The organism is Candidatus Pelagibacter sp. PS_23 (assembly GCF_059417905.1).
Genome location: NZ_CM182071.1, coordinates 397,557 through 424,440, shown reverse-complemented (window position 1 = coordinate 424,440; position 26,884 = coordinate 397,557). Strand labels below are relative to the sequence as shown.

The 26,884-nt window shown below is 30.4% G+C and carries 28 protein-coding genes; 11 read left to right on the top strand and 17 right to left on the bottom strand.

What is annotated here, in order from left to right; all coding sequences use genetic code 11:
• The first annotated feature begins 81 nt into the window (after window positions 1–81).
• The 6 genes from AC5SLY_RS02285 (at window position 82) to AC5SLY_RS02260 (ending at window position 5,859) form a co-directional block, all read left to right on the top strand.
• Window positions 82–1,677: a GMC family oxidoreductase gene (locus AC5SLY_RS02285; protein WP_027306591.1), complete on the top strand. Its 1,596-nt coding sequence runs from the start codon at window positions 82–84 to the stop codon at window positions 1,675–1,677.
• Complete coding sequence (locus AC5SLY_RS02280; RefSeq protein WP_027306592.1) at window positions 1,677–2,267, top strand: TerC family protein; 591 nt, start codon at window positions 1,677–1,679, stop codon at window positions 2,265–2,267. The genes AC5SLY_RS02285 and AC5SLY_RS02280 overlap by 1 nt, the downstream gene beginning before the upstream one ends.
• The gene (locus tag AC5SLY_RS02275) at window positions 2,268–3,026 is read left to right on the top strand and encodes an SDR family NAD(P)-dependent oxidoreductase (RefSeq protein ID WP_018414038.1); all 759 of its coding nucleotides are present in this window, start codon (window positions 2,268–2,270) and stop codon (window positions 3,024–3,026) included. It abuts the gene before it with no gap.
• The gene (locus AC5SLY_RS02270; RefSeq protein ID WP_006997063.1) at window positions 3,011–3,811 is read left to right on the top strand and encodes a M23 family metallopeptidase; all 801 of its coding nucleotides are present in this window, start codon (window positions 3,011–3,013) and stop codon (window positions 3,809–3,811) included. The genes AC5SLY_RS02275 and AC5SLY_RS02270 overlap by 16 nt, the downstream gene beginning before the upstream one ends.
• The gene (locus AC5SLY_RS02265) at window positions 3,811–4,587 is read left to right on the top strand and encodes a fumarylacetoacetate hydrolase (RefSeq protein ID WP_494592795.1); all 777 of its coding nucleotides are present in this window, start codon (window positions 3,811–3,813) and stop codon (window positions 4,585–4,587) included. The genes AC5SLY_RS02270 and AC5SLY_RS02265 overlap by 1 nt, the downstream gene beginning before the upstream one ends.
• 120 nt (window positions 4,588–4,707) lie before the next feature.
• Window positions 4,708–5,859, top strand: coding sequence for a M24 family metallopeptidase (locus tag AC5SLY_RS02260; RefSeq protein WP_494599029.1), 1,152 nt, complete (start codon window positions 4,708–4,710; stop codon window positions 5,857–5,859).
• On the opposite strand, the gene AC5SLY_RS02255 is transcribed toward AC5SLY_RS02260, so the two are convergent.
• Entirely contained in the window at window positions 5,856–7,148 is a 1,293-nt protein-coding gene (locus AC5SLY_RS02255; protein ID WP_494599028.1) for an NAD(P)H-dependent oxidoreductase, read from the bottom strand. The genes AC5SLY_RS02260 and AC5SLY_RS02255 overlap by 4 nt on opposite strands.
• 14 nt (window positions 7,149–7,162) lie before the next feature.
• Complete coding sequence (locus tag AC5SLY_RS02250) at window positions 7,163–7,777, bottom strand: arylesterase (RefSeq protein WP_006997067.1); 615 nt, start codon at window positions 7,775–7,777, stop codon at window positions 7,163–7,165.
• Here AC5SLY_RS02250 and AC5SLY_RS02245 point away from each other — a divergent pair.
• A complete protein-coding gene (locus AC5SLY_RS02245) occupies window positions 7,776–8,441 on the top strand; it encodes an ABC transporter ATP-binding protein (protein WP_494599027.1) in 666 nt (221 codons plus the stop codon). The genes AC5SLY_RS02250 and AC5SLY_RS02245 overlap by 2 nt on opposite strands.
• Window positions 8,377–10,962, top strand: coding sequence for an ABC transporter permease (locus tag AC5SLY_RS02240; RefSeq protein WP_494599026.1), 2,586 nt, complete (start codon window positions 8,377–8,379; stop codon window positions 10,960–10,962). Before AC5SLY_RS02245 ends, AC5SLY_RS02240 begins: the two co-directional genes overlap by 65 nt.
• Here AC5SLY_RS02240 and AC5SLY_RS02235 read toward each other — a convergent pair whose 3' ends face one another.
• Genes AC5SLY_RS02235 through xsc form a run of 5 tightly spaced genes read right to left on the bottom strand, consistent with a single transcriptional unit; the run spans window position 10,963 to window position 16,440 of the window.
• Window positions 10,963–12,267, bottom strand: a complete 1,305-nt coding sequence (locus tag AC5SLY_RS02235; protein ID WP_494599025.1) for an NAD(P)/FAD-dependent oxidoreductase — start codon at window positions 12,265–12,267, stop codon at window positions 10,963–10,965.
• Window positions 12,268–12,276: 9 nt separating this feature from the next.
• Window positions 12,277–14,115 (bottom strand): carbamoyltransferase family protein, encoded by a 1,839-nt coding sequence (locus AC5SLY_RS02230; protein ID WP_494599024.1) that lies wholly within the window; start codon window positions 14,113–14,115, stop codon window positions 12,277–12,279.
• Window positions 14,116–14,265 carry a DUF5989 family protein gene (locus tag AC5SLY_RS02225; RefSeq protein ID WP_271623149.1) on the bottom strand — a complete coding sequence of 50 codons (150 nt, stop codon included), beginning with the start codon at window positions 14,263–14,265 and terminating at the stop codon, window positions 14,116–14,118. It abuts the gene before it with no gap.
• Between the two features lie 2 nt (window positions 14,266–14,267).
• Entirely contained in the window at window positions 14,268–14,657 is a 390-nt protein-coding gene (locus AC5SLY_RS02220) for an SxtJ family membrane protein (RefSeq protein ID WP_494599023.1), read from the bottom strand.
• Window position 14,658: 1 nt separating this feature from the next.
• Window positions 14,659–16,440 carry a sulfoacetaldehyde acetyltransferase gene (gene xsc, locus AC5SLY_RS02215; RefSeq protein ID WP_494599022.1) on the bottom strand — a complete coding sequence of 594 codons (1,782 nt, stop codon included), beginning with the start codon at window positions 16,438–16,440 and terminating at the stop codon, window positions 14,659–14,661.
• 112 nt (window positions 16,441–16,552) lie between these two features.
• Between xsc and AC5SLY_RS02210 the strand changes: the two genes are divergently transcribed.
• From AC5SLY_RS02210 to AC5SLY_RS02200, 3 genes are read left to right on the top strand one after another with little or no spacing between them, the layout of a single operon-like run.
• Window positions 16,553–16,837, top strand: a complete 285-nt coding sequence (locus AC5SLY_RS02210; protein ID WP_006997074.1) for a UxaA family hydrolase — start codon at window positions 16,553–16,555, stop codon at window positions 16,835–16,837.
• A gap of 5 nt (window positions 16,838–16,842) precedes the next feature.
• Window positions 16,843–18,009: a UxaA family hydrolase gene (locus tag AC5SLY_RS02205; RefSeq protein ID WP_006997075.1), complete on the top strand. Its 1,167-nt coding sequence runs from the start codon at window positions 16,843–16,845 to the stop codon at window positions 18,007–18,009.
• A gap of 18 nt (window positions 18,010–18,027) precedes the next feature.
• Window positions 18,028–19,101: a YeiH family protein gene (locus AC5SLY_RS02200; protein ID WP_494599020.1), complete on the top strand. Its 1,074-nt coding sequence runs from the start codon at window positions 18,028–18,030 to the stop codon at window positions 19,099–19,101.
• On the opposite strand, the gene AC5SLY_RS02195 is transcribed toward AC5SLY_RS02200, so the two are convergent.
• From AC5SLY_RS02195 to AC5SLY_RS02150, 10 genes are all read right to left on the bottom strand, one after another.
• Window positions 19,098–20,180 (bottom strand): sulfite exporter TauE/SafE family protein, encoded by a 1,083-nt coding sequence (locus AC5SLY_RS02195; RefSeq protein ID WP_494599019.1) that lies wholly within the window; start codon window positions 20,178–20,180, stop codon window positions 19,098–19,100. The genes AC5SLY_RS02200 and AC5SLY_RS02195 overlap by 4 nt on opposite strands.
• Before the next feature lie 28 nt (window positions 20,181–20,208).
• Complete coding sequence (locus AC5SLY_RS02190) at window positions 20,209–20,343, bottom strand: hypothetical protein (protein WP_011281986.1); 135 nt, start codon at window positions 20,341–20,343, stop codon at window positions 20,209–20,211.
• Window positions 20,344–20,410: 67 nt separating this feature from the next.
• Window positions 20,411–20,761 carry a hypothetical protein gene (locus AC5SLY_RS02185; RefSeq protein WP_494599018.1) on the bottom strand — a complete coding sequence of 117 codons (351 nt, stop codon included), beginning with the start codon at window positions 20,759–20,761 and terminating at the stop codon, window positions 20,411–20,413.
• 18 nt (window positions 20,762–20,779) lie between these two features.
• Window positions 20,780–22,639, bottom strand: coding sequence for an adenylyl-sulfate reductase subunit alpha (aprA, locus tag AC5SLY_RS02180; RefSeq protein ID WP_271741154.1), 1,860 nt, complete (start codon window positions 22,637–22,639; stop codon window positions 20,780–20,782).
• On the bottom strand, window positions 22,639–23,109 hold the full coding sequence (gene aprB / locus AC5SLY_RS02175; protein ID WP_011281984.1) for an adenylyl-sulfate reductase subunit beta: 471 nt from the start codon (window positions 23,107–23,109) through the stop codon (window positions 22,639–22,641). Before aprB ends, aprA begins: the two co-directional genes overlap by 1 nt.
• Window positions 23,110–23,129: 20 nt before the next feature.
• The gene (locus AC5SLY_RS02170; RefSeq protein WP_011281983.1) at window positions 23,130–23,924 is read right to left on the bottom strand and encodes a hypothetical protein; all 795 of its coding nucleotides are present in this window, start codon (window positions 23,922–23,924) and stop codon (window positions 23,130–23,132) included.
• A 104-nt stretch (window positions 23,925–24,028) separates the two neighbouring features.
• Entirely contained in the window at window positions 24,029–24,463 is a 435-nt protein-coding gene (locus AC5SLY_RS02165; RefSeq protein ID WP_494599017.1) for an HIT family protein, read from the bottom strand.
• Window positions 24,432–25,202 carry an aminotransferase class IV gene (locus tag AC5SLY_RS02160; RefSeq protein ID WP_494599016.1) on the bottom strand — a complete coding sequence of 257 codons (771 nt, stop codon included), beginning with the start codon at window positions 25,200–25,202 and terminating at the stop codon, window positions 24,432–24,434. Before AC5SLY_RS02160 ends, AC5SLY_RS02165 begins: the two co-directional genes overlap by 32 nt.
• The gene (locus tag AC5SLY_RS02155; RefSeq protein WP_011281980.1) at window positions 25,165–25,722 is read right to left on the bottom strand and encodes an aminodeoxychorismate/anthranilate synthase component II; all 558 of its coding nucleotides are present in this window, start codon (window positions 25,720–25,722) and stop codon (window positions 25,165–25,167) included. The genes AC5SLY_RS02160 and AC5SLY_RS02155 overlap by 38 nt, the downstream gene beginning before the upstream one ends.
• The gene (locus AC5SLY_RS02150; protein WP_271626431.1) at window positions 25,719–26,882 is read right to left on the bottom strand and encodes a chorismate-binding protein; all 1,164 of its coding nucleotides are present in this window, start codon (window positions 26,880–26,882) and stop codon (window positions 25,719–25,721) included. Before AC5SLY_RS02150 ends, AC5SLY_RS02155 begins: the two co-directional genes overlap by 4 nt.
• Window positions 26,883–26,884 lie beyond the last annotated feature (2 nt).

Sequence of the window (26,884 nt, the reverse complement as noted above, 5' to 3'; positions counted from 1 at the left end):
TCTTAATATTAAAAAAATACTAATTATAAGCATTGGTAGTACTAGAATTTTAATTTTTACTATTATAGACATTCTAAATTGATGGAAAATTTTGATTATATTATTTTAGGAGCTGGATCTGCTGGTTGTGTTCTTGCAAATAGATTGTCAGAAAATCCTAATAATAAAGTTCTTTTAATTGAAGCAGGTGGCAAAGACAATTATCCATGGATCCATATTCCAGTTGGTTATTTCAAAACTATGCATAACCCAGATGTTGACTGGTGTTATAATACAGAACCTGATGAGACTATGAACAATAGGTCTATAAGATATCCTAGAGGGAAAACTCTTGGCGGCAGCTCATCAATAAATGGTCTACTTTATGTTAGGGGTCAACACAGAGACTACGATGTTTGGAGGCAGCTAGGAAATAAAGGCTGGAGCTGGGAAGATGTATTACCTTATTTTATAAAAGCTGAAAATCAAGAAAGAGGAAAAAATGAATTTCATGGTGTTGGTGGACCTCTCTCAATAGAAAATCAAAGAATGAGTCTTCCTTTGTTAAATGAATTTCAAAATGCTGCTCAAGAATTTGGTATTCCCAAAACTAAAGATTTTAATACTGGGAACAATCATGGTTGTGGATATTATCAAGTAACAGAAAAAGATGGATTTAGATGTAGTACAGCTGTTGGATATTTAAACCCTGTTAAAAAAAGACCTAATTTAAAAATAATTATTAAAGCCCATGTTAAAAAAATTAATTTTGAAAATAAAGTTGCTAAAGAAGTTGAATATTGGATTGAAAATGAACTATTCACTGTAAGTGCAAATAAAGAGATCATCTTATCTTCAGGGGCAATAGGCTCTCCACAGCTATTGCAGGTCTCTGGAATAGGAAATTCGAATAGATTAAAAAATCTTGGAATTAATGTGGTTCATGAATTAAAAGGTGTTGGGGAAAATTTACAAGATCACTTAATGTTCAGACCAATTTATAAAATTCAAAATATTAAATCTCTTAATAAGAAAATTAATAGTTTATTTGGTAATTTATTAATTGGATTAGAATATATTTTTAATAGAAGTGGACCTATGACCATAGGTGCTAGTCAGTTGGGCATGTTTGCTAAAAGTGACCCTTCTCTTGAACTTCCTGATTTACAATGGCATGTTCAGCCAATGAGTATGGATACATTGGGAGCTACCAAAAACCATGATTTTCATGGTTTTACTCCAACAGTTTCACAAATTAGACCAACTAGTAGAGGTCATATTAGTATAACAGATAAAGACTCACGAACTTACGCAAAAATAAAAATGAATTATTTGTCGACAGATGAAGATAGAAAAATTGCAGCAGCTGGTCTTAAATTAACAAGAAAAATTGTTTTAGAATCTGAGACATTTAAAAAATTTAGCCCAGAAGAATACCGACCTGGAATTCATTTAACAGAAGATGAAGATATTTTAAAAGCAGCAGCAGATTATGCTCAAACTATTTTTCATCCTGTTGGAACATGTAAAATGGGTCAAGATGATATGGCCGTTGTTGATGATCAGCTAAAAGTTCATGGAATTAAAAATTTAAGAGTAATAGATGCATCAATCATGCCCAATATCACCTCTGGAAACACTAACGCACCCACAATAATGATTGCAGAAAAAGGTGCTGATATGATACTAAGCAGCTGATGTTTGCAGAATTATTCGGGCCTGAACAACTTATAATTTTAGGCCAAATTATATTTATCGATTTAGTATTAGCTGGTGATAATGCCATTATTATTGGAATGGTTGCCTCTAAATTTCCACCCGAACAAAGAAAAAAAGTAATCTTTTGGGGAATAGGTGGTGCAGTAATTTTAAGAATTATCTTAACCATGTTAACTGCTTATTTATTACAAATAACAGGATTAAGATTAATAGGAGGATTGCTTCTTCTTTATATAGTCTACAAACTCTACACAGATGTAATTAAAGGTCAGTCAGGTGAAGAAGATATTAAAGTAGATAATTCAAGCTTTATGAAAGCTATATGGACAGTTTTACTTGCTGATTTTACGATGAGTTTGGATAATGTTTTAGGTGTAGCTGGCGCTGCTGGTGATCACTATGTGTTACTAGTATTTGGTTTAGCTTTATCAATAGTTCTTATGGCAACAGCTGCTACTGTTATATCAAGATGGATCAATGAATATAAATGGATAGCTTGGATTGGTTTAATTGCTATACTAGTTGTTGCAATCGAATTGATCTATACTGATTTAAAATTATTTATTTAAATGTACTTACAAAAAATAAATCTTAAAAACAAATATGCATTAGTTACAGGTGCAGGTAAAGGATTGGGAAGAGCTTGCTCAATTGCTCTTGCTGAAGCTGGAGCTACAATCATTGCTTTAAGTAGAACTCAATCAGATCTTGATAAACTTGAAAAAGAAATAAAAAAGATAAAAGGTAAAGTTATCAAAGTTAATTGTGATGTAATGAATTATGAAGATCTTAAAGAAAAACTAGATAAGATTAAGATTATAGATATTTTGGTTAATAATGCTGGGACAAATATTCCAGAACCTTTTGAAAAAATTAAACAAGAAAGTATGAACTACTTAGTAGATTTAAACCTTAAAGCTGCTTTTAATGTTGCTCAATTAGTTGTTAAAAAAATGTTAAAGAATAAAAAAAGAGGTGGATCTATTATTAATATGTCATCTCAACTTGGTCATGTTGGAATGTCTGGTAGAAATGTTTATAATATGACAAAATTTGGTATTGAAGGTTTGACTAAGGGTATGGGTGTTGAGCTTGCAAAAAACAATATTAGAGTAAATACGGTGGCCCCTACTTTTGTAGCAACACCAATGGTTAAAAGATTTTTTAAAAATAAAGAATTTAAAAAACTAGCTTTAGGGAATATTCCTATGGGAAAATTAGCAACAGAAAGTGATGTTGCAACAAGCGTTTGTTTTTTAGCTTCATCCGCTTCATCGATGATTACAGCCACATCAATCCTAGTAGACGGTGGATGGACAGCAAAGTAATATATAGATTACTTTCATTAGTAGCGTTATTTTTTTCAACTCAATCTTTTGCAGTAGAGTTTCAGGGAAAATTCATTCAAGGACATTACATTATTGGAAAAACTGAGCCTGGTTCATCAATTTTTGTAGATAAAAAAAAAGTTAAAGTCACAAAAGATGGTTATTTTGCATTTGGAATTGAAAAAGATAGAAAATTTGACATTACAATTACTGAAAATAATAACAAAATTATAAAAAAAATTAAAAAAAGAAAATATAATATTCAAAAAATTGAAGGCTTACCTAAAAAAAAAGTTACACCACCTGAAGAATTTTATGCAAGAATAAAAAAGGAAAACAAATTAATAGCTGATGCAAGAGAAATTGAAAGTGACTTACAGTTTTTTAAAGAAAAGTTTATTATCCCAGTTGATGATGCAATAATTACTGGTGTTTATGGTAGTCAAAGAATTTTAAATGGCATACCCAAATGGCCTCATTACGGTTTAGATTTTGCTCAAAAAAAAGGCACACCAGTTAAAGCAATGAATAACGGTGTTGTTACTCTAGCTGAAAAGGACTTATTTTATACTGGAGCAACTTTAATATTTGACCATGGTCATGGTATTTCAACTCTTTACATGCATATGGATGAAATTTTTGTAAATGTAGGTGATCATGTTAAAAAAGGAGATATCATTGCTACAGTTGGTTCCTCTGGTAGATCAACAGGACCTCATCTTGATGTAAGACTTAATTGGTTTGGTACTAGACTAGATCCTGCAACTATATTAAACATTCAATAATGAAAAAAACCATATTAGAAAAAACAGCAGATAAATTAGTTAATGCATTTGTTAACAATAAAATTATTGCACCACTCCCAATAAAATTTACAAAAACATTAAGTGAAGCTCAAAAGCTAAGAAAATTATGTGAGAGTAAAGTTAAAGATCCAATAATAGGATTTAAAGCTGCAGGGACAGGTATACCTGTCATGAAAAAACTTAAAGAAAAAAAACCTTTCTATGCTGCAATCTTTAAAAAGAATTTTATAAAAAGTGGAAAAAAAGTAAAAATTAATAAATCAACTTTAGGTATAGAGCTTGAGGTTTGTTACCTAATTAAGAAAAACTTTTTTTCATCAAAAGGATTAATTACAACGAAAAATATAACAAAACATATTTCTCACATGGCAGCTTGTATTGAGGTTATTGGTTACAGGCAAAAGAAAAAAGGCATTACTAGTTTTGGAGATTTATGTAGTGACTTTGGTGCTAATGTTAAGTTTTTAATTGGGCAAAAGAAAAAATATAAAAAAATTAATATTGGAAATTTAAAGACAAATATTGCTAATAAAAAAATTGGACAAAGTATTAATGGAAATACAAATACCGTTTATATAAATCCATTAAACTCACTTAGATTTGTTTTGAATGAATTAAAAAAAGATAAAGTCACTCTTGATAAAGATTTTTATGTATTTACAGGATCGACTGTTGGTGTTGTTCCAATCCTTGGTAAAGGTCTTTATACTGGAAAAGTTGATCAACTAGGTTCAGCTAAAGCTATTATTCATTAATTTTAGATTATCATTTAAAAAAACCTTAGTATTTAACAATAATTTGGGTTCGTTTTACCAAAAAAAATCTTAATTTATGGCTACTTGTGATTAATATTTTTAAAAGTTATAGTTTTTATTATGGCACTTCATTTTAGCAAACAAGAATTTGAGAAAAGAAAACTAGCTACATTAAAATCTATGAAAGAGCATAATCTTGATGCTCTTTTAATGTTTCGTCAAGAGTCTATGTTTTGGCTTACAGGCTACGATACCTTTGGTTATGTTTTCTTTCAAACATTAATACTAGACAATAAAGGAGATATTATTCTTTTAACAAGGGCTCCAGATTTAAGACAAGCAGAAAATACTTCAAACATTGAAGACATAAGAATTTGGGTAGATAAAGACCAGTCTAACCCTACAGATGATCTTAAAATAATTTTAAATGAATTAAATCTAAAAGATAAAAAAATCGGAGTTGAATACGAAGCTTACGGTATGACAGGTCGTAATGCTTTAAGACTTAATAAATCGCTAGAAGGTTATTGTGAGGTAGAAGATCAATCAGAATTAATCACCAAACATAGGGTTGTTAAATCTACTGAAGAAATTGTTTATGTAAAAAAAGCTGCAGAACTTGCGGATCAAGCGCTTGATGAGGCTTGGAAATATGCAAAAGCTGGTGCTAGTGAAGCAAAAATTTTAGCTGAAATGCAAAGAGTTGTTTTAGAGGGTGGCGGTGATTATCCAGCAAATGAATATATTATAGGCTCTGGACACAATGCATTATTATGCAGATATCAATCTGAGAAAAGAATTTTATCAGATACTGATCAGTTAACTATTGAATGGGCTGGAACTTATAAACATTATCACTCTGCAATGTTTAGAACTATTCCTATTGGTAAAGCTGATCCAAAGCATATTAAGATGCATGAGTCTTGTCTTGAGGCTTTGACTAATTGTGCAAAAACTCTAATACCAGGAAAAACTGCGGGAGATGTATTTGATATACATGCTAAAACTTTTGATGATCTTGGGTACAATAAATCAAGAATGAATGCTTGTGGCTATTCATTAGGGACAACCTTCTCACCCAATTGGATGGACTGGCCAATGCTATACACAGGTAATCCTTATGTAATAACTCCTGGTAATGTCTTCTTTATGCATATGATCTTAATGGATTCAGATAGTAAACTTGCTATGAATTTAGGTGAAACCTATTTAGTGACCGAGAATGGTAATGAGAGATTAGGTAAGCAAAAGTTGGATTTGGTTGTTCTTTAAATTAAATCATATTGATACTGTCTAGCTTTAACAACATCTTCTGGAAGATCTAACTCCACATCATCTAATCTTATAGATTGATCTTTATTAATATCTTTCTTAACAATTGCTCCATCAGTTAAACCAAGAGGTAAAATTTTTTCATCTTTTGATTTTTTAGAAGTAATTAATTTCCCTCTAGCACAAAAACCACCCTCACCGTCTAATCGCTCACCAATTTTTAAATCTTTTTTAGCATAAGCTGCAACATCTGCATTATAATTTATAGTTTGACCTGTTGCTTTTTGATCAAGTGCAATTGCATATATTGATTGAGCAAGTTCTAAACCAATATAATGATATGGCCTCCATATAGCTGAATAACTGCCAGACAAATCGGTCACCATTCCATAATCTTTAAAGCAATTTTTGACATATTGATTTTGAGCTTTAATTACTATGTAAACACCCCATCTAAGATCATTTGGAATATCTTTTTGATTTAAATCAATGCTAGATATCACCTCTACTTGACCTTCATAATCAATTAATCCTCCTTCCACTTTTGGAATTAATTTTTTAGCAATGTCATAAACCCCAACAGGTGGAAAAGTTAATCCATTACTTGGACATTTTAAATTTGATGCATTACTGACTGCACACATTTCAATTGCAGATTTATCTCCACATAAAAAACTATTAAACATTTTAGGATTCATACCAGATTCAATTTCAGCACGTTCTTTACTTAAACCGTAGTGACCCCAAACCGTGTCTGGTGTTGAATATTCAAAATCTGGGTGGTACTTCGTTCCTTTTCCTGCACAAACTACAAAAAAACCGTTTAACTTAGCCCATTCAATCTGTTCCATAATTAATGAAGGTTGATCACCATATGCCATTGAACAAATAACATTGTTTTCTTTTGCAAGATCAGCAAGGTATTTCCCACAAGTAACATCAGCTTCAACATTTACTAATATGATGTGTTTTTTGTTTTTAATAATCTTTACAGCATGAACTGTTCCTATAATTGGATTTCCAGTAGCTTCTATAAAAACTTCAACATCTCTATCAATTGCCTCATCTAAAGTAGTTACAAAATTTATTTTATTAACTGTCTCTGTAGTTAAACCGCTCTTAAGACAGTTTTTTTTGGCGTTATCAATATTAATATCAACGATAGTATCAATAGTAATTTTTTGTAATTGATTGTATTGAGCAAGAAACATGCTTACAAATTTTCCACAGCCAATGAATGCAACTTTTATCGGTTTTTTTCTGGATTGTAGTTTAGTATTTAAAAACATTTGATCACGATATACTATTTTTTTATAAAATTGATGATACTTTTTGTAAGTGTATCACTTATAATTATAGTTCCTTTTTCATTTGGGTGCATACCGTCATCTTGATTAAGTTCAGGTTTTAAAGCAACACCCTCTAATAGGAAAGGGATTAAATTTAGTTTATATTTTTTAGCTAAACTTGGATAAATATTATCAAATTTTTTTTTATAACTAATTCCATGAGTTGTTGGAGCAATCATTCCTGCTAAAATTATTTCTATATTTTTTAATTTTGCTGTTTGAATAATTTTTTCTAAATTTTTTTCAGTCTCGATTGGGCTTATTCCTCTTAACATGTCGTTAGCACCCAATCCTAAGATCATTAAGTCAATATTTGGTTGAGATAAAGACCATTCAACTCGATTTAATCCTCCAGCAGATGTGCTTCCAGATACACTTCCATCAATAATTCCAAGATCATAACCACTATCATTAAGATTATTTTGAAGGACAATGGCTAAATGTTTTTCCTGTGGAAGACCATAGCCTGCCATTAAGCTATCGCCAAATAAGATAACGTTTTCTAGAGCATTGACGTTTATGCTCACTAGACAGACGGCAATAATTTTAATAATAAATCTTTTAATCATGGATAGTCTTCTTAAGCTAAAAAACGTTAATCTTAAATACCAAACTGGTAATGATACTATTAAGGTTTTAAAGAATGTTAATTTAGAAACTAAAAAAAATGAGTCTATTTCAATAGTGGGTGAAAGTGGATCTGGAAAAACTAGCTTAATCATGCTTGCTGGGGGACTAGAGAAAGCAACCTCTGGTAAGATATTTTTTGAGGATCAAGAAATATCTAAAATGAGCGAAGATGAAGTTTCTAAAATTAGAAGAAAAAATATAGGTATAGTTTTTCAATCTTTCTATCTTATTCCAAATTATACTGCTGTTGAAAATGTTGCCTTAACCTTGGAGTTAAATAATTTAAAAAACCCTAATGATAGAGCCAAAGAGTTGTTGGATCGATTTGGGTTAAAAAATAGGTTTAATAATTTACCAAGCCAACTTTCAGGTGGTGAACAGCAACGTGTAGCAATTGCAAGAGCTATAGCTATGAAGCCGAAATTAATTTTAGCAGATGAGCCTACGGGAAATTTAGACAGTGAAAATTCTCAAATGATTGCAGATATTTTGTTTAAATATATTAAGGAAGAAAAATCATCTTTAATTATGGTCACTCATGACCCAAAACTTGCAAATAAAGCAAAAAGAAAAATTAAAATCAAAGATGGAAAAATTGTCTAAGCTTTCAGAGTACAAGTTAACTTTGATATATGCCTTAAGAGACTTGAGTAGAAATTATAAAAAAATTTCTAGTATCATTTTAACACTTTTTATCAGTTTATTTATCTTAAGTTCAATTTTTACAATTGAAGATAGTTTAAATAAAGAATTAAATAATAACTCAAGAGCGCTTTTGGGTGGTGATATTGAAATCGATTATAATCGTAATGTTGGCAACTTAGAATTGATTAACCAAGTTAAAGAATTTGCTACTGTTTCACAAATGGTTGAGTTTAGCACCATGATCTCAACTACCAATCAATCTAAAAATAAATCAATATTTTCTAGAATTAAAACAGTAGATCAAAATTACCCATTATTTGGCAAGGTAGGTTATGAGCCAAGTGGTGCATTTAAAAAATTACAAACTACAAAAAATACAATCCTTGTTAATGAAAATATCTTCAAAAATCTTAATTTGGAAATAAATGATAAAATCAAAGTTCAAGACAAGCTCTTTACAGTAATTGGTATCGTAAAATCCGTACCTGATATTGGAGGTGCTTTTGTATTTGGTGATTTTGCTTTAGCAGGAAAACAAACATTAGAACTATTAAAACTTAACAACTTAGGTAGTTTTTTAAATTATGAATATAAAGTAAGATTTAATGATGGAGATAATCCAAAGGCTTTATCTAAAAAAGTTGAGCAATTATTCAAAGATGAAAAAAAGGTTAGACTTAGATATCATGAAAAATCTGACGGTCCTTTAAAGAGAATAATTGATAATTTCTCTCAATTTTTGTCCCTTGTATCGATTAGTGCAATGTTAATTGCAGGAATTGGAATTGCTAACACTCTACTTTCATTCATTAATCAGAATAATATGTCTATAGCAGTTAAGAAGTCTTTAGGCTTTTTCTCAAAGAATATAAAGATAGTCTACTATTTACAATTACTCATTCTACTATTCATAATATCCACTGCCGCCTACTCTTTTAGTTTCTTTCTAGTCCCTATTGTTGATGTTTATTTATCAGCTGGTCTTGGGTTAAATATTAAAGGTAGTTTTTCTATTTTTAATTATTTCAAAGTTTTTTCAGTAGGGTTATTAGTATTAATCATATTTTCTATACCAACTATTAATGCAATTGATCAGGTTAAGGCATCAAACTTATTTAGAAATGTATTTCAAAACCTTCAATTTTATTATTCAAAAAAATCAATCGTTTTAAGTCTATTTTTATTGTCAGTTTTAATATCTTTATTTACTATTGGTTCAGCTCGACCTGTTTATAGCTTGGGTTATTTTGGTGCTTTCTTTGTTTGTCTATTAGTTTTTTATTTATTATCAAACTTAATTATTAAATTATTTAAAGGACTTAAAGAGCACCCAAATATTTCAATTAAAGTATCCGTTAAAAATATCACTCAAACTAAAAGTATTACTCCTATAACCATTATGTCTTTAGGTTTAGGCGTCACTTTATTATTAACTTTGGCTTTTGTGGGCTCAAACTTTAAAAGAGAAATTGCAAAATCTATACCTGAGCTTGCGCCAGATTATTTTTTCATTGGTATTCAAAACAATGAAAGACAAATATTTGAAGATTTAATTTTTGATATGGATAAAGAAGCTAACCTTGAAATTGTTCCAATGGTTTCAACGGGTATTCTAAAAATTAATGAAATAGATCCAAATACTTATATCGATTCAAGTAATGATAGCCACTGGGTGATTAGAAATGACAGAAGGTCTTCTTGGGCTGATAAAGTTTTAAAAGATAACCCAATTGTGGAAGGTAAGTGGTGGGATTTAGATAGACCTGATAAACTTCAAATTTCACTTGATAGCAAAATTGCTAAAGATTTTGATATTAAGATTGGTGATATTTTTACTCTTAATATTTATGGACGTGAAATTGAAGGTGAGATTGTAAATTTCAGGTTAGTAGACTACAGAGATTTTACTATTAACTTTGCAATGTTATTAAACCCTCAATTTGCAAAAAATATACCTCACGAATATTTGGCTACTTCAAAATTTAAAAGCTTAGAGAATTTTAACGAAACTGCATTACTAGATAAAATGCCTAGTCTTTCTATTATAAAAATCACTGATTACTTGGAGAAAGTAACAGATCTTTTAAACAAGGTGTTTATTGCAGTAACCGTTATCTCTGCAATAACTATAGTCATTGGTTTAATTGTAATATCAAGCGCAATTATAGTTCAGGGTAAAATTAAAGAATTTCAAAACTTAATATTTAAAATTCTAGGTTTTTCCAAAGTTGAAGTTCTGCTCTCTTCAATTATTGAGTTTTTTATTATATTCACATCCATAATTTTAATATCTCTCTTTTTTGCAGTTATAGGTTCACAATTTATCATTGAAAATATTTTTCAAATCACTTGGAAGTTTGATTTAGTAATATTTTTGCAGGTAACTATTGGAATTGGACTTGCTACTTTAATGTTAATTATGATTACTAATTTTAAATATTTAAGCCCTAAGGTTTATCCACTTATAAGAAATCAATAACTACACATCAGATTTAGATCTAAACCTTTCAAACATCAATCTTGTTTTAACTCCAATATTTAAAAAAGGCTGAGGTGGAAGCCAAGTAGGCTTAGTTCGAGATTCTATTATATTAATTTCATCACTATTTTCATTACTTGCTTTAATTGCTATCTGTTCACCAAATAAAGTTCCAACTCCAATACCAGAACCATTATAGCAACCTGCAACAAAAACATTGTCTTCTACTTTTTCAAAAATTTGTGAACTATTTCTAGTTCTAGATACAACGCCAGACCAACTAGATTCAATAATATCATCTGCTAAACTTGGAAACCTTTTTTTGATACCAAGTTTTTGATTTAAAGATCTTTTATCCAACTCTGGTTTAGACATTTTAAAAGGACTATGAACTTCTGCAGTATTTCTAATTAAAATTCTTTTATCTTTTGTCATTCTAATAGTTGCTCCCATTGGTCTAACAGGCAGCACACCCCACTCTCTGGGCTCACCAATAGACTTATACTCTGTATCAGTTAATGGTCTGGTCATGCTTGCAGTTAAGGTTAAGGGAAAATTATAATTATTTTTAATACCAAGTGATTTTAAAAATCCATTTGTGCAAAAAATAATCTTTTTTGTAATTATTTTATGATTATTAAATTTACAAATAATTGTATCTTTATTTTTTGACCATTCATCTAGCTGAGAATTTTCCAATAGCTCAACATTATCTGGCAACGTGTCAATCATAGCTCTTACAAGTTTTCCTGGATGTAATAAAATTCCACCCTTAGTATAAAGTGCTAAGTTATAAAAATTCGTACCTAATCTTTTACCTAAATCATCTTTATCAAAAATATTATGTTCAAAATTTAATTTAAATAAAGTTTTGCTAAAATTATCTAGTATCTTTCTATCTTTTTCATTTGATGAGGCAAAATATTTCCCACATTCATTCCAATCACAATCTACCTGATGCTCTTTAATAAACTTTTTCACAACATCAATTCCTAATTTATAAATGTCAGTTTTCTTTTTATAATTAGAAAGTTCTTTATTTGAGGTGAAACCATCATTAAGGGTCGTATCGACTAAATATCCTGAGTTCCTTCCACTTGCACCCTCACCTGCTAATTGAGCATCAACAATAATAATTTTTTGATTTGGGTGTAGTTCTGATAATTTTCTAGCAGCAGACAAGCCTGTATAACCAGCACCTATAATTAGCCAGTCACAGGATTTTTCTTTATCTAAATTTTTTATATTAGATCTTTCATTAAGATCATTTAACCAAGAACATGTGTTATCGTTAACAATATTCATGATTTATAATTAATCTAATTCAAACTCTTTGGCATAATCTTTTTTTAATGCTGGATTTTGATCATTTTTATCTAAGTAGCAATTACCAATCACTAACTTATCTAAGTCTGTACCCATAAAACAATTGAATGCATCTAATGGAGTATTTACAATTGGCTCTCCTCTTACATTAAAAGATGTATTTACAAGAATAGGGCAATTTGTTTTCTCTTTAAATTTTTCAATTAATCTAAAATATTTTTCATTTGTTTCTTTATGAACAGTTTGTATTCTTGCAGAATAATCCACATGAGTAACTGCTGGTATTTCTGATCTTTTTACATTTAGTTTATCTATGCCAAATAAGTTTTTTTGATCTTCTGTCATCTTAATAGTTTTATCTTTATTAATATTTGCAACCATTAGCATGTATGGGCTATCCACGTTAATATCAAACCACTCTGATAAATCTTCTTTTAATATTGAGGGTGCAAATGGACGAAAACTTTCTCTATATTTAACTTTTAAATTTAAATTCTTTTGCATTTTTGCTGATCTTGGATCACCTAAAATAGATCTTCCACCAAGTGCACGTGGACCAAATTCCATTCTTCCTTGAAACCACCCAATTGCTTCTTCTTTTGATAAATCTGCAGCAGTTTTATCTAGTAATTCTTCATCTTTAAAAATTTCATATTTTGCACCAGCTTTATCAAGATATTCTTCAATTTCTTTTTGTGAATATTCTGGTCCTAGATAAGATCCCTGCATATTGTCTTTAAGATCAACTTTTCTAGGATTATTTTGATCAATGTGCCACAAAGCTTGAGCAGCACCTAAAGATCCACCAGCATCACCTGCTGCAGGTTGAACCCAGATATTATCAAATATTTTTTCTTTTAATATCCTTCCATTAGCAACACAATTAAGAGCAACACCTCCTGCTAGACATAGATTGGATACATTAAATTCTTCTTTTAAAGATTTAGCAATTTTAATCATTATATCTTCTGTCACTTTTTGGATGGATGCTGCAATATTCATATGAAATTGTGTTAGTTTTTCATGTCCAGAATCTCTAACTTTTTGACCAAATAAGTTATCAAATTTTTTATTAGTCATTGTTAGACCAGTTGCATAATTAAAGTATGACTGATCTAAATGAAATGATCCATCTTCTTTTACATTAATTAGATTATCTTTTATTTTATCTTCATAAATTGGAACTCCATAAGGAGCTAACCCCATAAGTTTATACTCACCACTATTCACTTTAAAACCTGTGTAATAAGTAAATGCCGAGTAGAGCAATCCTAAAGAATGAGGAAAATGAATTTCTTTTTTAATTTCTAAGTTGCTTCCCTTACCAATAGCAACTGTTGTTGTTGCCCATTCACCAACACCATCAGCAGTTAATACTACTGCTTCTTCAAATGGAGATGGGAAAAAAGCACTTGCTGCATGACTTAAGTGATGATCTGAAAAAAAAATTTTTTTATCATCATTAAAATTATTATCATGTCTCTTCAATTCATTAAAAAGCATTTTTTTTTGAAAGAGTTTATCTTTTAGCCAGACTGGCATTGCCATACAAAAAGATTTAAAGCCTCTTGGAGCAAAGGCAACGTAAGTTTCAAGTAATCTTTCAAATTTTAAAAAAGGTTTTTCAAAAAAAATAACCTGATCAACGTCACTAAGTTTAATTTTTGCAAAATTTAAAACAAATTCGATTGCATTAAATGGGTAGTTTGCATCATGTTTTTTTCTAGTAAATCTTTCTTCTTGAGCAGCAGCTATAATCTTGCCATCTACAAGAATAGTTGCTGCACTATCATGGTAAAAAGCAGAAATACCTAAAATAGTTTTCACTTAAAAAATTGTATAAATAAATGGAGCTACAGCTGAACCTTGACTTAAGACAATTAATCCACCAAATAATACTAAAACTAATAGAATTGGTAGTAGCCAATATTTTTTTCTAACTTTTAAAAATTCCCAAAATTCTTTTAAAAAATCCATAACTAAAATTGATTTTTCATCTTACTTTCAATTTTAGATCTTTCAATCCAATATGTTTTTTTATTGCCTTTTTTTAAATTTAGTAAATTCTTTCCTAAAACCCTCATAATTAGAGATGTGGGCGTAACAATAGCAAAGAAAACTATACCCATAACTATTGGTGAAACAAAGCTACCTAATAAGATTCCAAACTTAAACCAAATTTTGTTTAATGGGGTTAGAATTTTTGAATTTAATAATCCTAAAATTAAAAAAATTATAGCAATTATTAAAGGCCAAATTCTAATATTTCCATCCTTAAATAAAGGAAATATTGAAACAATTAAAAAGAATAAAAAAAAAACTATTCCAAAACTTTTATTTGATCCGATTTTAATATTACTATTGCTCAAATCAAATTAGTGAAGGTTGCTTGATCATATCTTCTTTTTTGATCCCTGCTACTTTAACTGGTCTTTTCATAGCATCTCTTCTGAAAGGCTCTCCCAGTTCTTGGTTAAGAATTACTTCAATAAATGTTGTAATCCCTTTCTTTTGATCTTCACATGATTGCTTGATAGCAACAGTAGTCTCTTCCATGGTTCGAACAGTGACACCTTTTAATCCACAAGCATCAGCAACTTTTGCATAACTTAATTCTGGATCAAGCTCTGTTCCAACGAAGTTATCATCAAACCATAAAGTAGTATTTCTTTTTTCAGCACCCCATTGGTAATTTCTAAAGATTACCATTGAAATTGCTGGCCATTCTGGTCTAGCACATGAGCTCATTTCGTTCATGCTAATACCAAATGCACCGTCACCTGCAAAACCAATTACTGGTGTATCAGGACATCCAATTTTTGCTCCAAGAATTGCTGGAAAACCGTAACCACAAGGACCAAATAATCCTGGTGCTAAATATTTTCTACCTTTTTCAAATGTTGGATAAGCATTTCCAATTGCACAGTTATTACCAATATCACTTGAGATAATTACATCATCAGGCATACCTGCTTGAATTGCTCTCCATGCTTCCCTAGGAGACATTCTATCTGCATCTCTTTTTCTAGCTTCTGCATTCCAAACTGTACCTTCATCATCATCTTCGTGATCTAAACTTGATAACTCTTGTAACCAAGCAGATTTAGTTTGGTGAATTGTATTTTTTCTCTCTTCTCTATTTGTATCTCCTGCTGTTGAAGAAAGTTGAGCTAAAATTTGTTGTGATACTAATTTTGCATCCCCACAAATACCAACTGTGACTTTTTTAGTTAAACCAATTCTATCTGAATTCATATCAACTTGAATGATACTTGCATCTTTAGGCCAGTAATCCATTCCATAACCTGGTAATGTTGAGAAAGGATTTAATCTTGTACCAAGTGCAAGAACAACATCAGCTTTCTTAATTAATTCCATTCCAGCTTTTGATCCGTTATACCCTAAAGGTCCAGCTGCTAATGGGTGACTTCCTGGAAAACTATCATTATGTTGATACCCTGAACAAACTGGAGCATCTAATTTCTCAGCTAATTTTTTACAATCTTCAATCGCTCCACCAATTACAACACCTGCGCCAGATAATATTACTGGAAACTTAGCGTTTGACAATAAGTCCGCTGCTTTTTTAATTGCATCAACACCACCTGCTTGTCTTTCAAGTCTAACAATTGGAGGAAGATCAATGTCAATTACTTGTGTCCAATAATCTCTTGGAACATTTATTTGTGCTGGAGCTGATCCTCTGATTGCTTTTTCAATTACTCTATTTAATACTTCTGCCATTCTTGAAGGGTCTCTAACTTCTTCTTGATAGCAAACCATATCTTTAAATAAGTTCATTTGTTCTACTTCTTGAAAACCACCTTGACCCATAGTTTTGTTAGCAGCTTGAGGTGTTACTAATAATAATGGTGTGTGGTTCCAGTATGCAGTTTTAATTGGTGTTACAAGACCAGTAATTCCAGGACCGTTTTGAGCAATAACCATTGACATTTTTCCAGTAGATCTTGTGTAACCATCAGCAATTAATCCACCGTTTGTTTCATGAGCAACATCCCAAAAAGTAATTCCAGCGTCAGGAAAGATATCTGAAATAGGCATAAAAGCTGAACCGATAATTCCGAATGCGTGTTCAATTCCATGCATTTGTAAAACTTTTACAAAAGCTTCTTCTGTTGTCATTTTAGTCATAATAATTAGGCCTTCCTGCTTAAGTTGTTAAAAAAATCTATAAATAATTTGTTAATTTTTAAGATTAATATATAAGATTTAAAAAATTTCAAACAAACAAATCGACACAATTATGGCTACAGATATTATTATACACGACGAAAAAGATAACGTAGGAGTAGTTGTTATTGATAAAATTACTCCAAAACAAGATTGCGCATGTTGGATTATGGAGAATGATAAAACAGTTCAAATTCAATCAGTAGATGAAATTCAATTAGGACATAAAATTGCAATGGTTGACCTTAATGAAGGTGATACTATTTTAAAATATGGTCATGATATTGGAAAAGTAGTTAAATCAATCAAAAAAGGTGAGCATGTTCATGTTCACAATGTAAAAACGAAGAAGTGGTAAAAAATATGGAAATTCCAAAAAGTTTTTTAGGTTATAAAAGAGAAAATGGCAGAGTTGGTACTAGAAATCACGTAATCATCTTACCTGTAGATGATATCTCTAATGCTTGTGCTGAAGCTGTAGCAAATAATATTAAAGGTACGATTGCCCTTCCACACTCTTATGGAAGACTTCAATTTGGTGCTGATTTAGATCTACACTTTAGAACAATGATTGGGACTGGAAAAAACCCTAATGTTGCTGCTGTAATTGTCATTGGAATTGAACCTAAATGGACAAAAAGAATTGTTGATGAAATTGCTAAAACTGGAAAACCAGTTGAAGGATTTCATATTGAAAGAACTGGTGATATTGGAACAATCATGAAGGCTTCTAAAAAAGCTCAAGAATTTGCAATGTGGGCTTCTGAAAAACAAAGAGAAGAGTGTCCTTTAAGTGATTTATGGATTTCAGTTAAATGTGGTGAATCTGATACAACATCAGGTCTTGCTGCTAACCCAACAGTTGGAAACTTAATGGATAAATTAGAGCCATTAGGAGTTCATTTATGTTTTGGTGAAACCTCAGAATTAACTGGTGCTGAAAAAGTTTGTGCTACACGTGGTGCCACTCCAGAAGCTTCAGAAAAATTCATGAAAACTTGGAGCGATTACAACGACTTTATTTTAAAAGAAGCAACAGATGATCTTTCCGAAAGTCAACCAACTGCAGGAAATATAGCAGGTGGATTAACTACAATTGAAGAAAAAGCATTTGGAAATTTCCAAAAAATTGGAAATTGTAAGTTTATTGATGTTTTAGAGCCAGCTGAAGAACCTACTAAAGGAAAAGGATTATACTTTATGGATACTTCATCCGCTGCAGCAGAGTGTATTACACTTCAAGCAGCTGCTGGATTTAACATTCACTTATTCCCAACAGGTCAAGGTAATATCGTAGGTAATCCAATTGAACCTGTTGTTAAGTTAACTGCCAACCCATTAACTGTAAAAGGTATGGGTGAGCATATTGATTGTGATGTATCAAAAATTCTATCTCGTGAAATGAATTTATCACAAGCTGGTGATGAATTAATCAAATCAATGATTAGAGTTGCTAACGGTAGATTAACTTGTGCTGAAGCTTTAGGTCATAAAGAGTTTGTTATGACTAAACTTTACAGAAGTGCTTAAAAATTTATCTATAAAGTAATGTTATTTAAAAAATATCTGGTCATTTTGCCAGGTATTGTTTTAGCGTTTGTTCTCTACAGTTTATCTCAAGGATTTAATAATATTATTGGTATTGAATTATTAGGTTACGATAAAAGTCCAATATCGACAGCCATGATTGCTATTTTACTCGGAATGCTTTTGGGAAATATATTCAAAATGAGAGACAACTTTGTAAAAGGTTTGGACTTTACTCAATCATATATTCTCAAACTTGGAATAATTTGTTTAGGAATTCAATTAAAACCTTTTGAGTTTTTAGAATTTGGAGCAGTCGCAATACCTTTAATCATAATTTGTATTGTAACAGTACTAATAGTTATAAAACTCTTAATTAAAAAACTTAAAATCCCAACAAGAATGGCTTACTTAATAGCTATTGGTAGCACAGTTTGTGGGACAACAGCAATTATGGCAACTGCTCCAGTAATTGGTGCAAAAAAAAATGAAGTATCATATGCAATTGCTAACATCACTTTGTTTGGAATTTTATCGATGCTTATATATCCTTATTTTGCTAATTATTACTTTGGTGCTGAACCAATGTTTGTTGGTTTATTTTTAGGCACATCAATTCATGAAACATCACAAGTTGCTGCAGCTGGACTTATTTACGATCAACAGTTTAATAGCCAAGAAACATTGAATATTGCAACAGTCACAAAATTAATAAGAAATACTTTTTTAGTAATAATGATTCCGTTATTTGCATTTCTTTATAATAGAAACAATGTTGTTAAAAAAAATTACTCAATATTAGCTATTTTTCCATATTTTGTAATAGGTTTTGTGGCAATGATAATTTTAAGAAATATTGGAGATCAATTTTTTTTAAACTCATATAATAATTTATGGCTAGAGACAGTTGACATTATTAAATCATCTTCAAAAGTATTTTTAACAATGGCAATGGCTGCTATTGGTTTATCTACAAATCTGAGAGATCTTAAAAGCATGGGTTACAAACCTTTTTTAGTCGGATTTATAGGGATGGCGACAGTAGGTTTGGTAAGTATTTTGAGTATAGAATTCTATATTAACTTTTTAAACTAAGACTTCTTCAGTAACATCTTTTTTTTGAAATTAGAGAAAATACGTCTAATAAGAGCAGCACCTACACCCAACAGAATTGCAAACATAATTGAAAATAACCCGTAAAAGAATGGCATGTCTTCTGAAAATTCTAAAATAAATAATGAGAAAAAATTCAAATCTGCATTTAAAACTTGTATTATTTCTTTTTCAGTTTGTTCTGCAAAAAAAGTTTCATAGGCAATAGCTATTCCAACTATCAATAATAAAATTGCCAGTAATGCTTTTAAACCAGAACTATCAATTTTTTCACCAAGTTTCTGTCCCGCTTGAACCCCTACAATTGATCCAATAACTAACATAAATACCAACATTAAATCTATAGAACCAAAATTAATTGAATGCAAAAAAGTAACTATGACACTGACAAAAATTGTAACAAACAAAGAAGTTCCTGGAACTAATTTTGTTGGCATTTTAATTATATAAATCATTGCGGGTACTAATATAAAAGCACCACCTATCCCCATTATAGCGGCAATAAATCCTACAACTAAACCAATTATAATTGGAGTAAAAATACTTTCGTATAATTTTGATTTTGGAAACCTCATTCTTAATGGAAGACCATGTATCCAATAATGAACGTGTAATTTTTTTTTAACTACAAGATTTCTTTTTGCTCTGTCTATTTCTCTAAGACTTTCAACCAACATTAATGTACCAATAATTGCAAGGATATACATGTAGGCTAAAGAAATAACCGTATCAATTTTTCCAATACCTTTAAAATATGTAAAAGTATAAATACCTAAAGATGTTCCAATTGTTCCACCAATTACAATCATAAGACCCATTTTGTAATCTAAAGTATTTTTTAAATAATGAGTTGTTGATCCTGATACTGATGTTGCAAGAATATTGTTAGCTTCATTTGCAACCGCATATGCAGGTGGCACGCCTAAAAAAATTAAGAATGGTGTCATTAAAAAACCACCACCAACACCAAATAAACCAGAAAGTACTCCAACGATTGCACTCAATAAAAGTATTTCAATCGGGTTAACAAATACTTGAGCTATTGGTAAAAATACATCCATAAAAAATTATTAGTTGTTAAAAAACAAACTAATTAAATGTGATAAAAGTTCCAACTAAAATAACACCCCAATAAGCAGCTAAGCTAACAAAGATACCTGTTTTGATAATAGTTGCCTTAAAATCTAAAATTTTTTTTAATATTTTTATATTGGAAATTGACATTACAACCGTCAATACACCCAGTTAATTATTTGTCAAATAAATATTTAATATAAAGTGATTTTTTTTATTAGTAGATTGTTGCTCCAAAAACCTTAACATCATCACCCTCGATACCAAGAACCAATCTACCTAGGAACTCACCTTCAATCTCTTTACTTCTTTGTTTAAATAGAACGGTGATGTTTTGACCTCGTCTTAAACAACCAAATGCTTGGTAGTCTTCTTTTAGGCTTGTTAAAAGTTTATTATTAGCCCACTGTTTTCCAAGCTCTACTTCATTTGCTCCAAATAACATTTGAGTTCCAAAATCTTTAGTAAAACCACCATAATCTTTCATATTGGAAGTTTTAACAAGATTATCCCAAATAGGATTAGCAATTACTATAATCTCATCATCAGATTTCTCTAAAAGATTCATAATTTAAGTTTAACTGTTTTAAGAAGCTTTTTTCTTCTCGTTCTCGTCAACTATGTGGTAAACCGGCACTTTTTCAAGAGAGAATTTACCAGTTTTAGGATCACGTCTAGAAACTGTTAAACAATGCCAATTATCATCATCAAGTTTCATATGATCACCTCTATAATAGTAACCAGGCCAACGTGTTTCTTCTCTAAACATAGTGTGTTCAGTTACACATTGAGAAGTTAAAGCTCTGTGTTTTAATTCCCAAGCTCTCATAAGTTGGTGCAAATCTTCAGCTCCTACTTTTTCTAAATCTTCCTCTAACCAAGCAAGTAATTCTAGGCCTCTTTTAAGCATATTACCATTTGTCATGTAGTTAGTTGCAATACCACCAACATATTCGTCCATAATTCTTTGTAAACGTTGAAGACCTTGAATAGGAGAAATATAACTTGGTGAAACTGTTCCACCTGTGATCTCATTTTGAGCTACTTGGTATGTCTCTAAAGGTTTGAATACAGCAGTTTTAAAGTCTTCACATTGTTTATCAGTAACTTTAATACCTTCTGCTTTTTGATCTTGAATATATTTAACAGCAGCTTTTGCAGCTAAACGACCTTCAGTAAATGATCCAGAAGAAAACTTATGGGCACTTCCACCTACAGTATCACCTGCACCAAAAAGACCATCAATTGTTAACATTCTGTTATAACCCCAGAAATATTCTGGTGGAGATAAATCTTCAGGTCCACTAACCCAAGCTCCAGAGCATGTTGCATGAGAACCCATAACATATGGCTCAGATGTAGTTAATTCTGGATTTGTGTATTTAGGATCTATGTTTTGAGATGCCCAAACAACAGCTTGACCAACGGTCATACCTAAAAAGTTTTCCCAACCAACTGTTTCTAAATGTGGATCTTGGAATGCTTCAGTAGTCACCATATGAATAGGTCCACCGCCTGCAATAGTTTCTTGTATGAAGGCATGGTTTCTTAAACATGTTGGTGTTGGATGGTGATCAATATACTCACCAACTAATTCTTTAGTTTGGTCATACCATTTCTTTTCATAATTCTCTCCATTTGCATTTTGAGTATATGTTTTAAGGTGTAAGAAATATGCTCCAACTGGACCATAACCATCTTTGAATCTACATAACACAATTCTGTTTTCCATTTGTGTCATTTTAGCTCCAACAGCGATAGGTAATGCATAAGCTGAACCATTACTCCATGGTGCATACCAAGTTCTTCCCATTCCTTCTCCGACTGCTCTTGGTTTGAAAATGTGAGACGCTCCACCTGCTGCAACGATTACAGTTTTTGCTCTAAATACATGGAAATCACCAGTTCTCATATTAAAACCAACAGCTCCACCTACTCTATTTTCTTGAGCCTCATCCATTAAAAGATGAGTAATCATTATTCTGTTATAAATTTTATCAGCTGATTTTTTTGCAGCCTCTGCAACGATTGGTTTATAACTTTCACCATGAATCATGATCTGCCATTTACCTTCTCTAAGGTAACGACCTGTTTTTTCATTCTTCATCATTGGTAGACCCCACTCATCAAACATATGAACAGTTGAATCAACGTGACGAGCCATGTCATAACCTAAATCTTCTCTAACCATACCCATCAAATCATTACGTGCATATCTTACGTGATCTTCAGGTTGGTTTTCACCCCACTGCATACCCATATAACAGTTAATAGCGTATAAACCTTGAGCAACTGCTCCACTTCTATCGATGTTAGCTTTTTCAACACAAATAATTTTCATGTCTCTTCCCCAGTGCCTAGCTTCAAAAGTAGCACCAGTTCCAGCCATTCCACCACCAACAACTAGAACATCGCAATCTTCAAAATGTGTTTTATGCTTAGCCATTAGTAGTAAACCCCTTTTTTAAATGAATCTTTTGGTACTACTGGTAATTTACCATCAATATTTAAACCATTAGGCTCAGTGTAAAGCATTTGAGAATTGATCTCACCTTGATTAGGTTTTTCACCTTCTGCTAATTTAGGAATAAATTTTCCCCAAGGTTTTGTTGTAATTGGAGATACAAAATCTTTTGTAGTTCCATTTCTAAATTTAATTTTCCAAGAAATAGTTCCTTTTTCTTCTTCACGTCTAACTCTTACACTGTGACCCATAGGAGCAAAGTCAGCATAACCACGAACATCAATTGCATGATTAGGACAAGCTTTTACACAAGAATAACATTCCCAACAAAAATTTGGTTCAATATTTACTGCTCTTCTAATATTTTCATCGATGTGCATTATATCTGATGGACAAATATCCACACAGTGACCACATCCATCACATCTCGTCATGTATACAAAAGTTGACATATTATTTTACCTCTCTCTTTTTAATAATGTTTTGGTTGTTCTCTTTTAATTCCTAGTCCAAATTGTTTTGGTGCATCTGCAAGTGGAGGAAGATTGTCTCTTGATCCATCTGCTTCTGCTAAGTTTTTTTGGATTGCTGCACCAGGTTTATAAAACATATGTGCAAATTTTGACCAATAAACTCCCCCAAATAAAACAATGTTTGAGGTAATAAATAAAATTAAAAATAAATATCCTAATCCAGCTGATCCAGAAGATTGAAAGTATGACCAAGCTAGTCCAGTAGTAGCACATGCAAGAAGTGCTAAAACAAATAAGTCAGCTTTAATAATTCTATACCAAGGATGAGCTTCGGCTAACACATCCACTCTTAAAAATAACCAAAACCAGTATCCACCTACACAAGTCATAATTGCTCCGACATGCCAAATTATAGGCCAAACTGTCGGTGTGGTAGTTCCTTGTGCTGTATAACAAAAAACCATTACAACAGATGCTACCCAAAATAAAATAGTTCCATACATTCCCATAACGTGTGCAACTCTTCTTTTACCAGCTCCAAGCTCTGCAGTAGTTGCGATATCATGAGCTACAGTTTTTAAAATAATTGATGTTTTTTCTCCAGCTCCTAATTCTCTTTCAGCTGCTAATTTTGCTTTTTTTGCATTATTAAAAAAGTAAGTTACATTTTTATGATGGATCATCTGAACTATTGTTCCAATAATAATTAAAGCAATCATAGCTAAAACAAAAAATTGTATGGCTGCAGGAGATATTGTTTCAGCTAAAACTGAAAAAGGGTTAATTGACATCATAATTAGTAATACCTTTATTTAGAATCTATGTTAATTGTGATTATTTAGTACAGATGAAATAATAGATCAACCGTTTTGTATGGGTTATTTTACCATATAAGATTTTACAGCTTACGCTTGTAATGCTGTTTCTTTGGTATAACCGACCTAACTCCTCCTTGTGGGTTATCAACATCGTCTTCTCTACGAGGAATTAAATGAATATGACAATGCAAGATTGATTGTCCAGCAATAACTCCAGCATTTGTTCCAATATTAAAACCTTTAACTGCCGGATCTTTTAACAATATTTCCTCTTTAATTTGTTTGATTAAGTTATTGCAAGCAATCACTTCATCGTCATTTAAATCAAAATAATCCACAACATGCCGTTTTGGAATAATTAAACAATGGAATTCGGACACTGGATATGTGTCATAACTAGCATAAGCCAAATCATTTTCAGCAGCTAGTCCACTTTGTTTGGAGTTGCAGAATAAACAAGGATTATTTGGGTCAAACATAATTTTATCTATAGATAGAGCATTTGTTAACTTCATTTTTATAAAAATTAGATAGTTTTTTATAAAATTTAAAACTTTTTCTCTTCCACTTGATTTCATTAATATTTTTTATTGAAGCAACACCTTTTCCAGAACCAATGAGAAGAATTTCACTAAATTCAGATAAAGTTTTTATCAATATATCTTTGTTAATAATCTTACCTAATTTTTTATTAAAAAATTTATAAGTAATGCCCTTATAAATATTATTAATTGGAGAGTACACTTTATCATCTTTTATAAACAGCATATTTGAAGTTCCACTTTCTAAAATTGTATTCTTGTAACAAAGACCAACATCTGAAGTGGTATTATCCATTTTAGATAAATGCTTTAATATAAAGTTATATTTAAGATTTTTAAATTTAGGGTCAAATCGTTTGTGACGGATAAGCTTTAAATTAAAATTTAATTTAGGAGTTTTTCTGTTTCTCAAAGAAATTGATATCATCTTTTTATTCACTGCAACTCTAAGAAGATGATTATAAGATCTTTTTTTATCAATATTCAGTTTGATTAATTTAAGAATATTTTTTTTAAGATTTGGGTTATTTAATTTATAAACTTTTAAAGATTTTATTAAATTTTTAATATGTTTTTTAAAAAAAAGTATTTTAGCAGGTTTTCCAAAAATCCACATTGTAGTGAATACACCATTATCCCCCCAAAGATCTTTAAAATTAATCTCTTTGTAAGTTTTATGCTGATAAGATTTTTTTAATAAGTAAGTTACCATTTTCAGTTAAAAAAGATTCAGGATGAAATTGAAAGCCAAATATTTTCTCTTTATTATTTTCTATTGTCATTGCTGTATTTGAAATAGCACACCTCATTGTAATTTCAAAATTTTTTGCAGCAAACGGCTCTTTTAATTTTAGAGAGTGATATCTACCTACAGTAAATTGACTATTTTTTTTAAACAATGAATTTTTGCTAGTTACTTTTATTTTAGATTGGAAACCATGGTAAATCTTTTTTTGTTCAACTATTTTTCCATTTTCACAATGAAGAATTTGTTGAAACCCAAGACAAATTCCAATAATTTTTTTTTTACCTTTAAATTTTTTATAAATCTCAGAACTAATTGGATAATCTTTTGGAGCACCTGGACCTGGTGAAAAAACAATAATATCTGCTTTTTTTAATTTATTTTGATTTATTTCATTAAAATTAGTGCAAACAACTTCATCAAAATTTTGAAATTGATGTACTACGTTTTGAGTAAAAGAGTCATGATGATCGATAATGTATATCATTTATAAAGATCCATTAATGACTTTGCTTTAATATAATTTTCATTAAATTCATGAGCTGCATTACTGTCAATTACAACACCAGATGCCACAGAAATTTCCGATTTACCTTTAAAATTTAATATTGATCTAATAATGATATTAAACCTCATATCTCCATTGAACTTTAAGTAACCAAAGCTACCTGTATAAATATTTCTACTTTGTTTTTCCTGTTTGTTTAACAAATTTAATGTACTAATTTTAGGACATCCTATTACAGATCCTCCCGGCATCATTGCCTTTATAATCTCTAATGAGGTAACTCTATTTTTGAGTTGTCCTCCAATTAAACTCACATAATGATAAAGATCTTTATATTCTTCAACTATCTTTTTTTTTAAAATTTTTACTGAACCTGGTTTACAAATTTTAGATAAGTCATTTCTTTCCATATCAACAATCATGTTGTGTTCTTTGGATTCTTTTAAATTTTTTCTAAAAAAAGTAAGGGCTTTATTTTTATTTAATTTTTTAGTTTTCTTTAAAGTGCCTGCAATTGGTTTTGTTGTTATAAAATTATTTTTTTTTGTTATCAAATTTTCAGGAGAACAACTTATTATTGAATAATTTTTATCCTTAATCATAAATGCTTCAGGCGCCATATTGCTTTTTACAAGTCTACTAAAAAAATCTAAAGCATCTATTTTTGATTTATTACTATATTTAGTACAAATTTTAATCTGATATGTTTCTCCAGATTTTATTTTCTTTTTAAATTTATCAAATATTACCTTATAGGATTTTTTATTAATATTTATTTTGAATAAATCATTAGAATTTAATGATCTTGTTTTTTTATACTCAAGGTTGTTTGGAAGTTTTATTTTTGTTTCAGGTTTATAAAATATGCCTTTAGGGAAATTTATTGTTTTTTGTTTTTTTATTTTTACTTCAATTAAATTATTTAATATTTCATAGCCAAAAAAACCAATAAACAGATCAGTTTCTTTATAAGGAAGTTTTAACCTATTATTTTCGTTAATAAATTTTTCAATATTATTATTGTTTAAAATAATCTTTTTTGAAAAGTCTGTATAAAGATCAAACCCTTTATCTGATTTATAGATTATAAAGGGTTTCTTTGAATTATTTAAATCTAGTAAGTAGTTTTTCTTATTCAATT

What these genes read in the sequence shown, in the direction of transcription:
- AC5SLY_RS02155 (WP_011281980.1), bottom strand. Translation starts at nt 25,722, where the DNA reads ATGATATACATTATCGATCATCATGACTCTTTTACTCAAAACGTAGTA.
- AC5SLY_RS02205 (WP_006997075.1), top strand. Translation starts at nt 16,843, where the DNA reads ATGGAAATTCCAAAAAGTTTTTTAGGTTATAAAAGAGAAAATGGCAGA.
- AC5SLY_RS02210 (WP_006997074.1), top strand. Translation starts at nt 16,553, where the DNA reads ATGGCTACAGATATTATTATACACGACGAAAAAGATAACGTAGGAGTA.
- AC5SLY_RS02160 (WP_494599016.1), bottom strand. Translation starts at nt 25,202, where the DNA reads ATGGTAACTTACTTATTAAAAAAATCTTATCAGCATAAAACTTACAAA.
- AC5SLY_RS02190 (WP_011281986.1), bottom strand. Translation starts at nt 20,343, where the DNA reads ATGTCAATTTCCAATATAAAAATATTAAAAAAAATTTTAGATTTTAAG.
- AC5SLY_RS02245 (WP_494599027.1), top strand. Translation starts at nt 7,776, where the DNA reads ATGGATAGTCTTCTTAAGCTAAAAAACGTTAATCTTAAATACCAAACT.
- AC5SLY_RS02270 (WP_006997063.1), top strand. Translation starts at nt 3,011, where the DNA reads ATGGACAGCAAAGTAATATATAGATTACTTTCATTAGTAGCGTTATTT.
- AC5SLY_RS02275 (WP_018414038.1), top strand. Translation starts at nt 2,268, where the DNA reads ATGTACTTACAAAAAATAAATCTTAAAAACAAATATGCATTAGTTACA.
- AC5SLY_RS02265 (WP_494592795.1), top strand. Translation starts at nt 3,811, where the DNA reads ATGAAAAAAACCATATTAGAAAAAACAGCAGATAAATTAGTTAATGCA.
- AC5SLY_RS02235 (WP_494599025.1), bottom strand. Translation starts at nt 12,267, where the DNA reads ATGAATATTGTTAACGATAACACATGTTCTTGGTTAAATGATCTTAAT.
- xsc (WP_494599022.1), bottom strand. Translation starts at nt 16,440, where the DNA reads ATGACTAAAATGACAACAGAAGAAGCTTTTGTAAAAGTTTTACAAATG.
- AC5SLY_RS02195 (WP_494599019.1), bottom strand. Translation starts at nt 20,180, where the DNA reads ATGGATGTATTTTTACCAATAGCTCAAGTATTTGTTAACCCGATTGAA.
- AC5SLY_RS02185 (WP_494599018.1), bottom strand. Translation starts at nt 20,761, where the DNA reads ATGAATCTTTTAGAGAAATCTGATGATGAGATTATAGTAATTGCTAAT.
- AC5SLY_RS02225 (WP_271623149.1), bottom strand. Translation starts at nt 14,265, where the DNA reads ATGGATTTTTTAAAAGAATTTTGGGAATTTTTAAAAGTTAGAAAAAAA.
- AC5SLY_RS02250 (WP_006997067.1), bottom strand. Translation starts at nt 7,777, where the DNA reads ATGATTAAAAGATTTATTATTAAAATTATTGCCGTCTGTCTAGTGAGC.
- AC5SLY_RS02200 (WP_494599020.1), top strand. Translation starts at nt 18,028, where the DNA reads ATGTTATTTAAAAAATATCTGGTCATTTTGCCAGGTATTGTTTTAGCG.
- aprB (WP_011281984.1), bottom strand. Translation starts at nt 23,109, where the DNA reads ATGTCAACTTTTGTATACATGACGAGATGTGATGGATGTGGTCACTGT.
- AC5SLY_RS02280 (WP_027306592.1), top strand. Translation starts at nt 1,677, where the DNA reads ATGTTTGCAGAATTATTCGGGCCTGAACAACTTATAATTTTAGGCCAA.
- AC5SLY_RS02165 (WP_494599017.1), bottom strand. Translation starts at nt 24,463, where the DNA reads ATGAAGTTAACAAATGCTCTATCTATAGATAAAATTATGTTTGACCCA.
- AC5SLY_RS02285 (WP_027306591.1), top strand. Translation starts at nt 82, where the DNA reads ATGGAAAATTTTGATTATATTATTTTAGGAGCTGGATCTGCTGGTTGT.
- AC5SLY_RS02240 (WP_494599026.1), top strand. Translation starts at nt 8,377, where the DNA reads ATGACCCAAAACTTGCAAATAAAGCAAAAAGAAAAATTAAAATCAAAG.
- AC5SLY_RS02260 (WP_494599029.1), top strand. Translation starts at nt 4,708, where the DNA reads ATGGCACTTCATTTTAGCAAACAAGAATTTGAGAAAAGAAAACTAGCT.
- AC5SLY_RS02255 (WP_494599028.1), bottom strand. Translation starts at nt 7,148, where the DNA reads ATGTTTTTAAATACTAAACTACAATCCAGAAAAAAACCGATAAAAGTT.
- aprA (WP_271741154.1), bottom strand. Translation starts at nt 22,639, where the DNA reads ATGGCTAAGCATAAAACACATTTTGAAGATTGCGATGTTCTAGTTGTT.
- AC5SLY_RS02170 (WP_011281983.1), bottom strand. Translation starts at nt 23,924, where the DNA reads ATGATGTCAATTAACCCTTTTTCAGTTTTAGCTGAAACAATATCTCCT.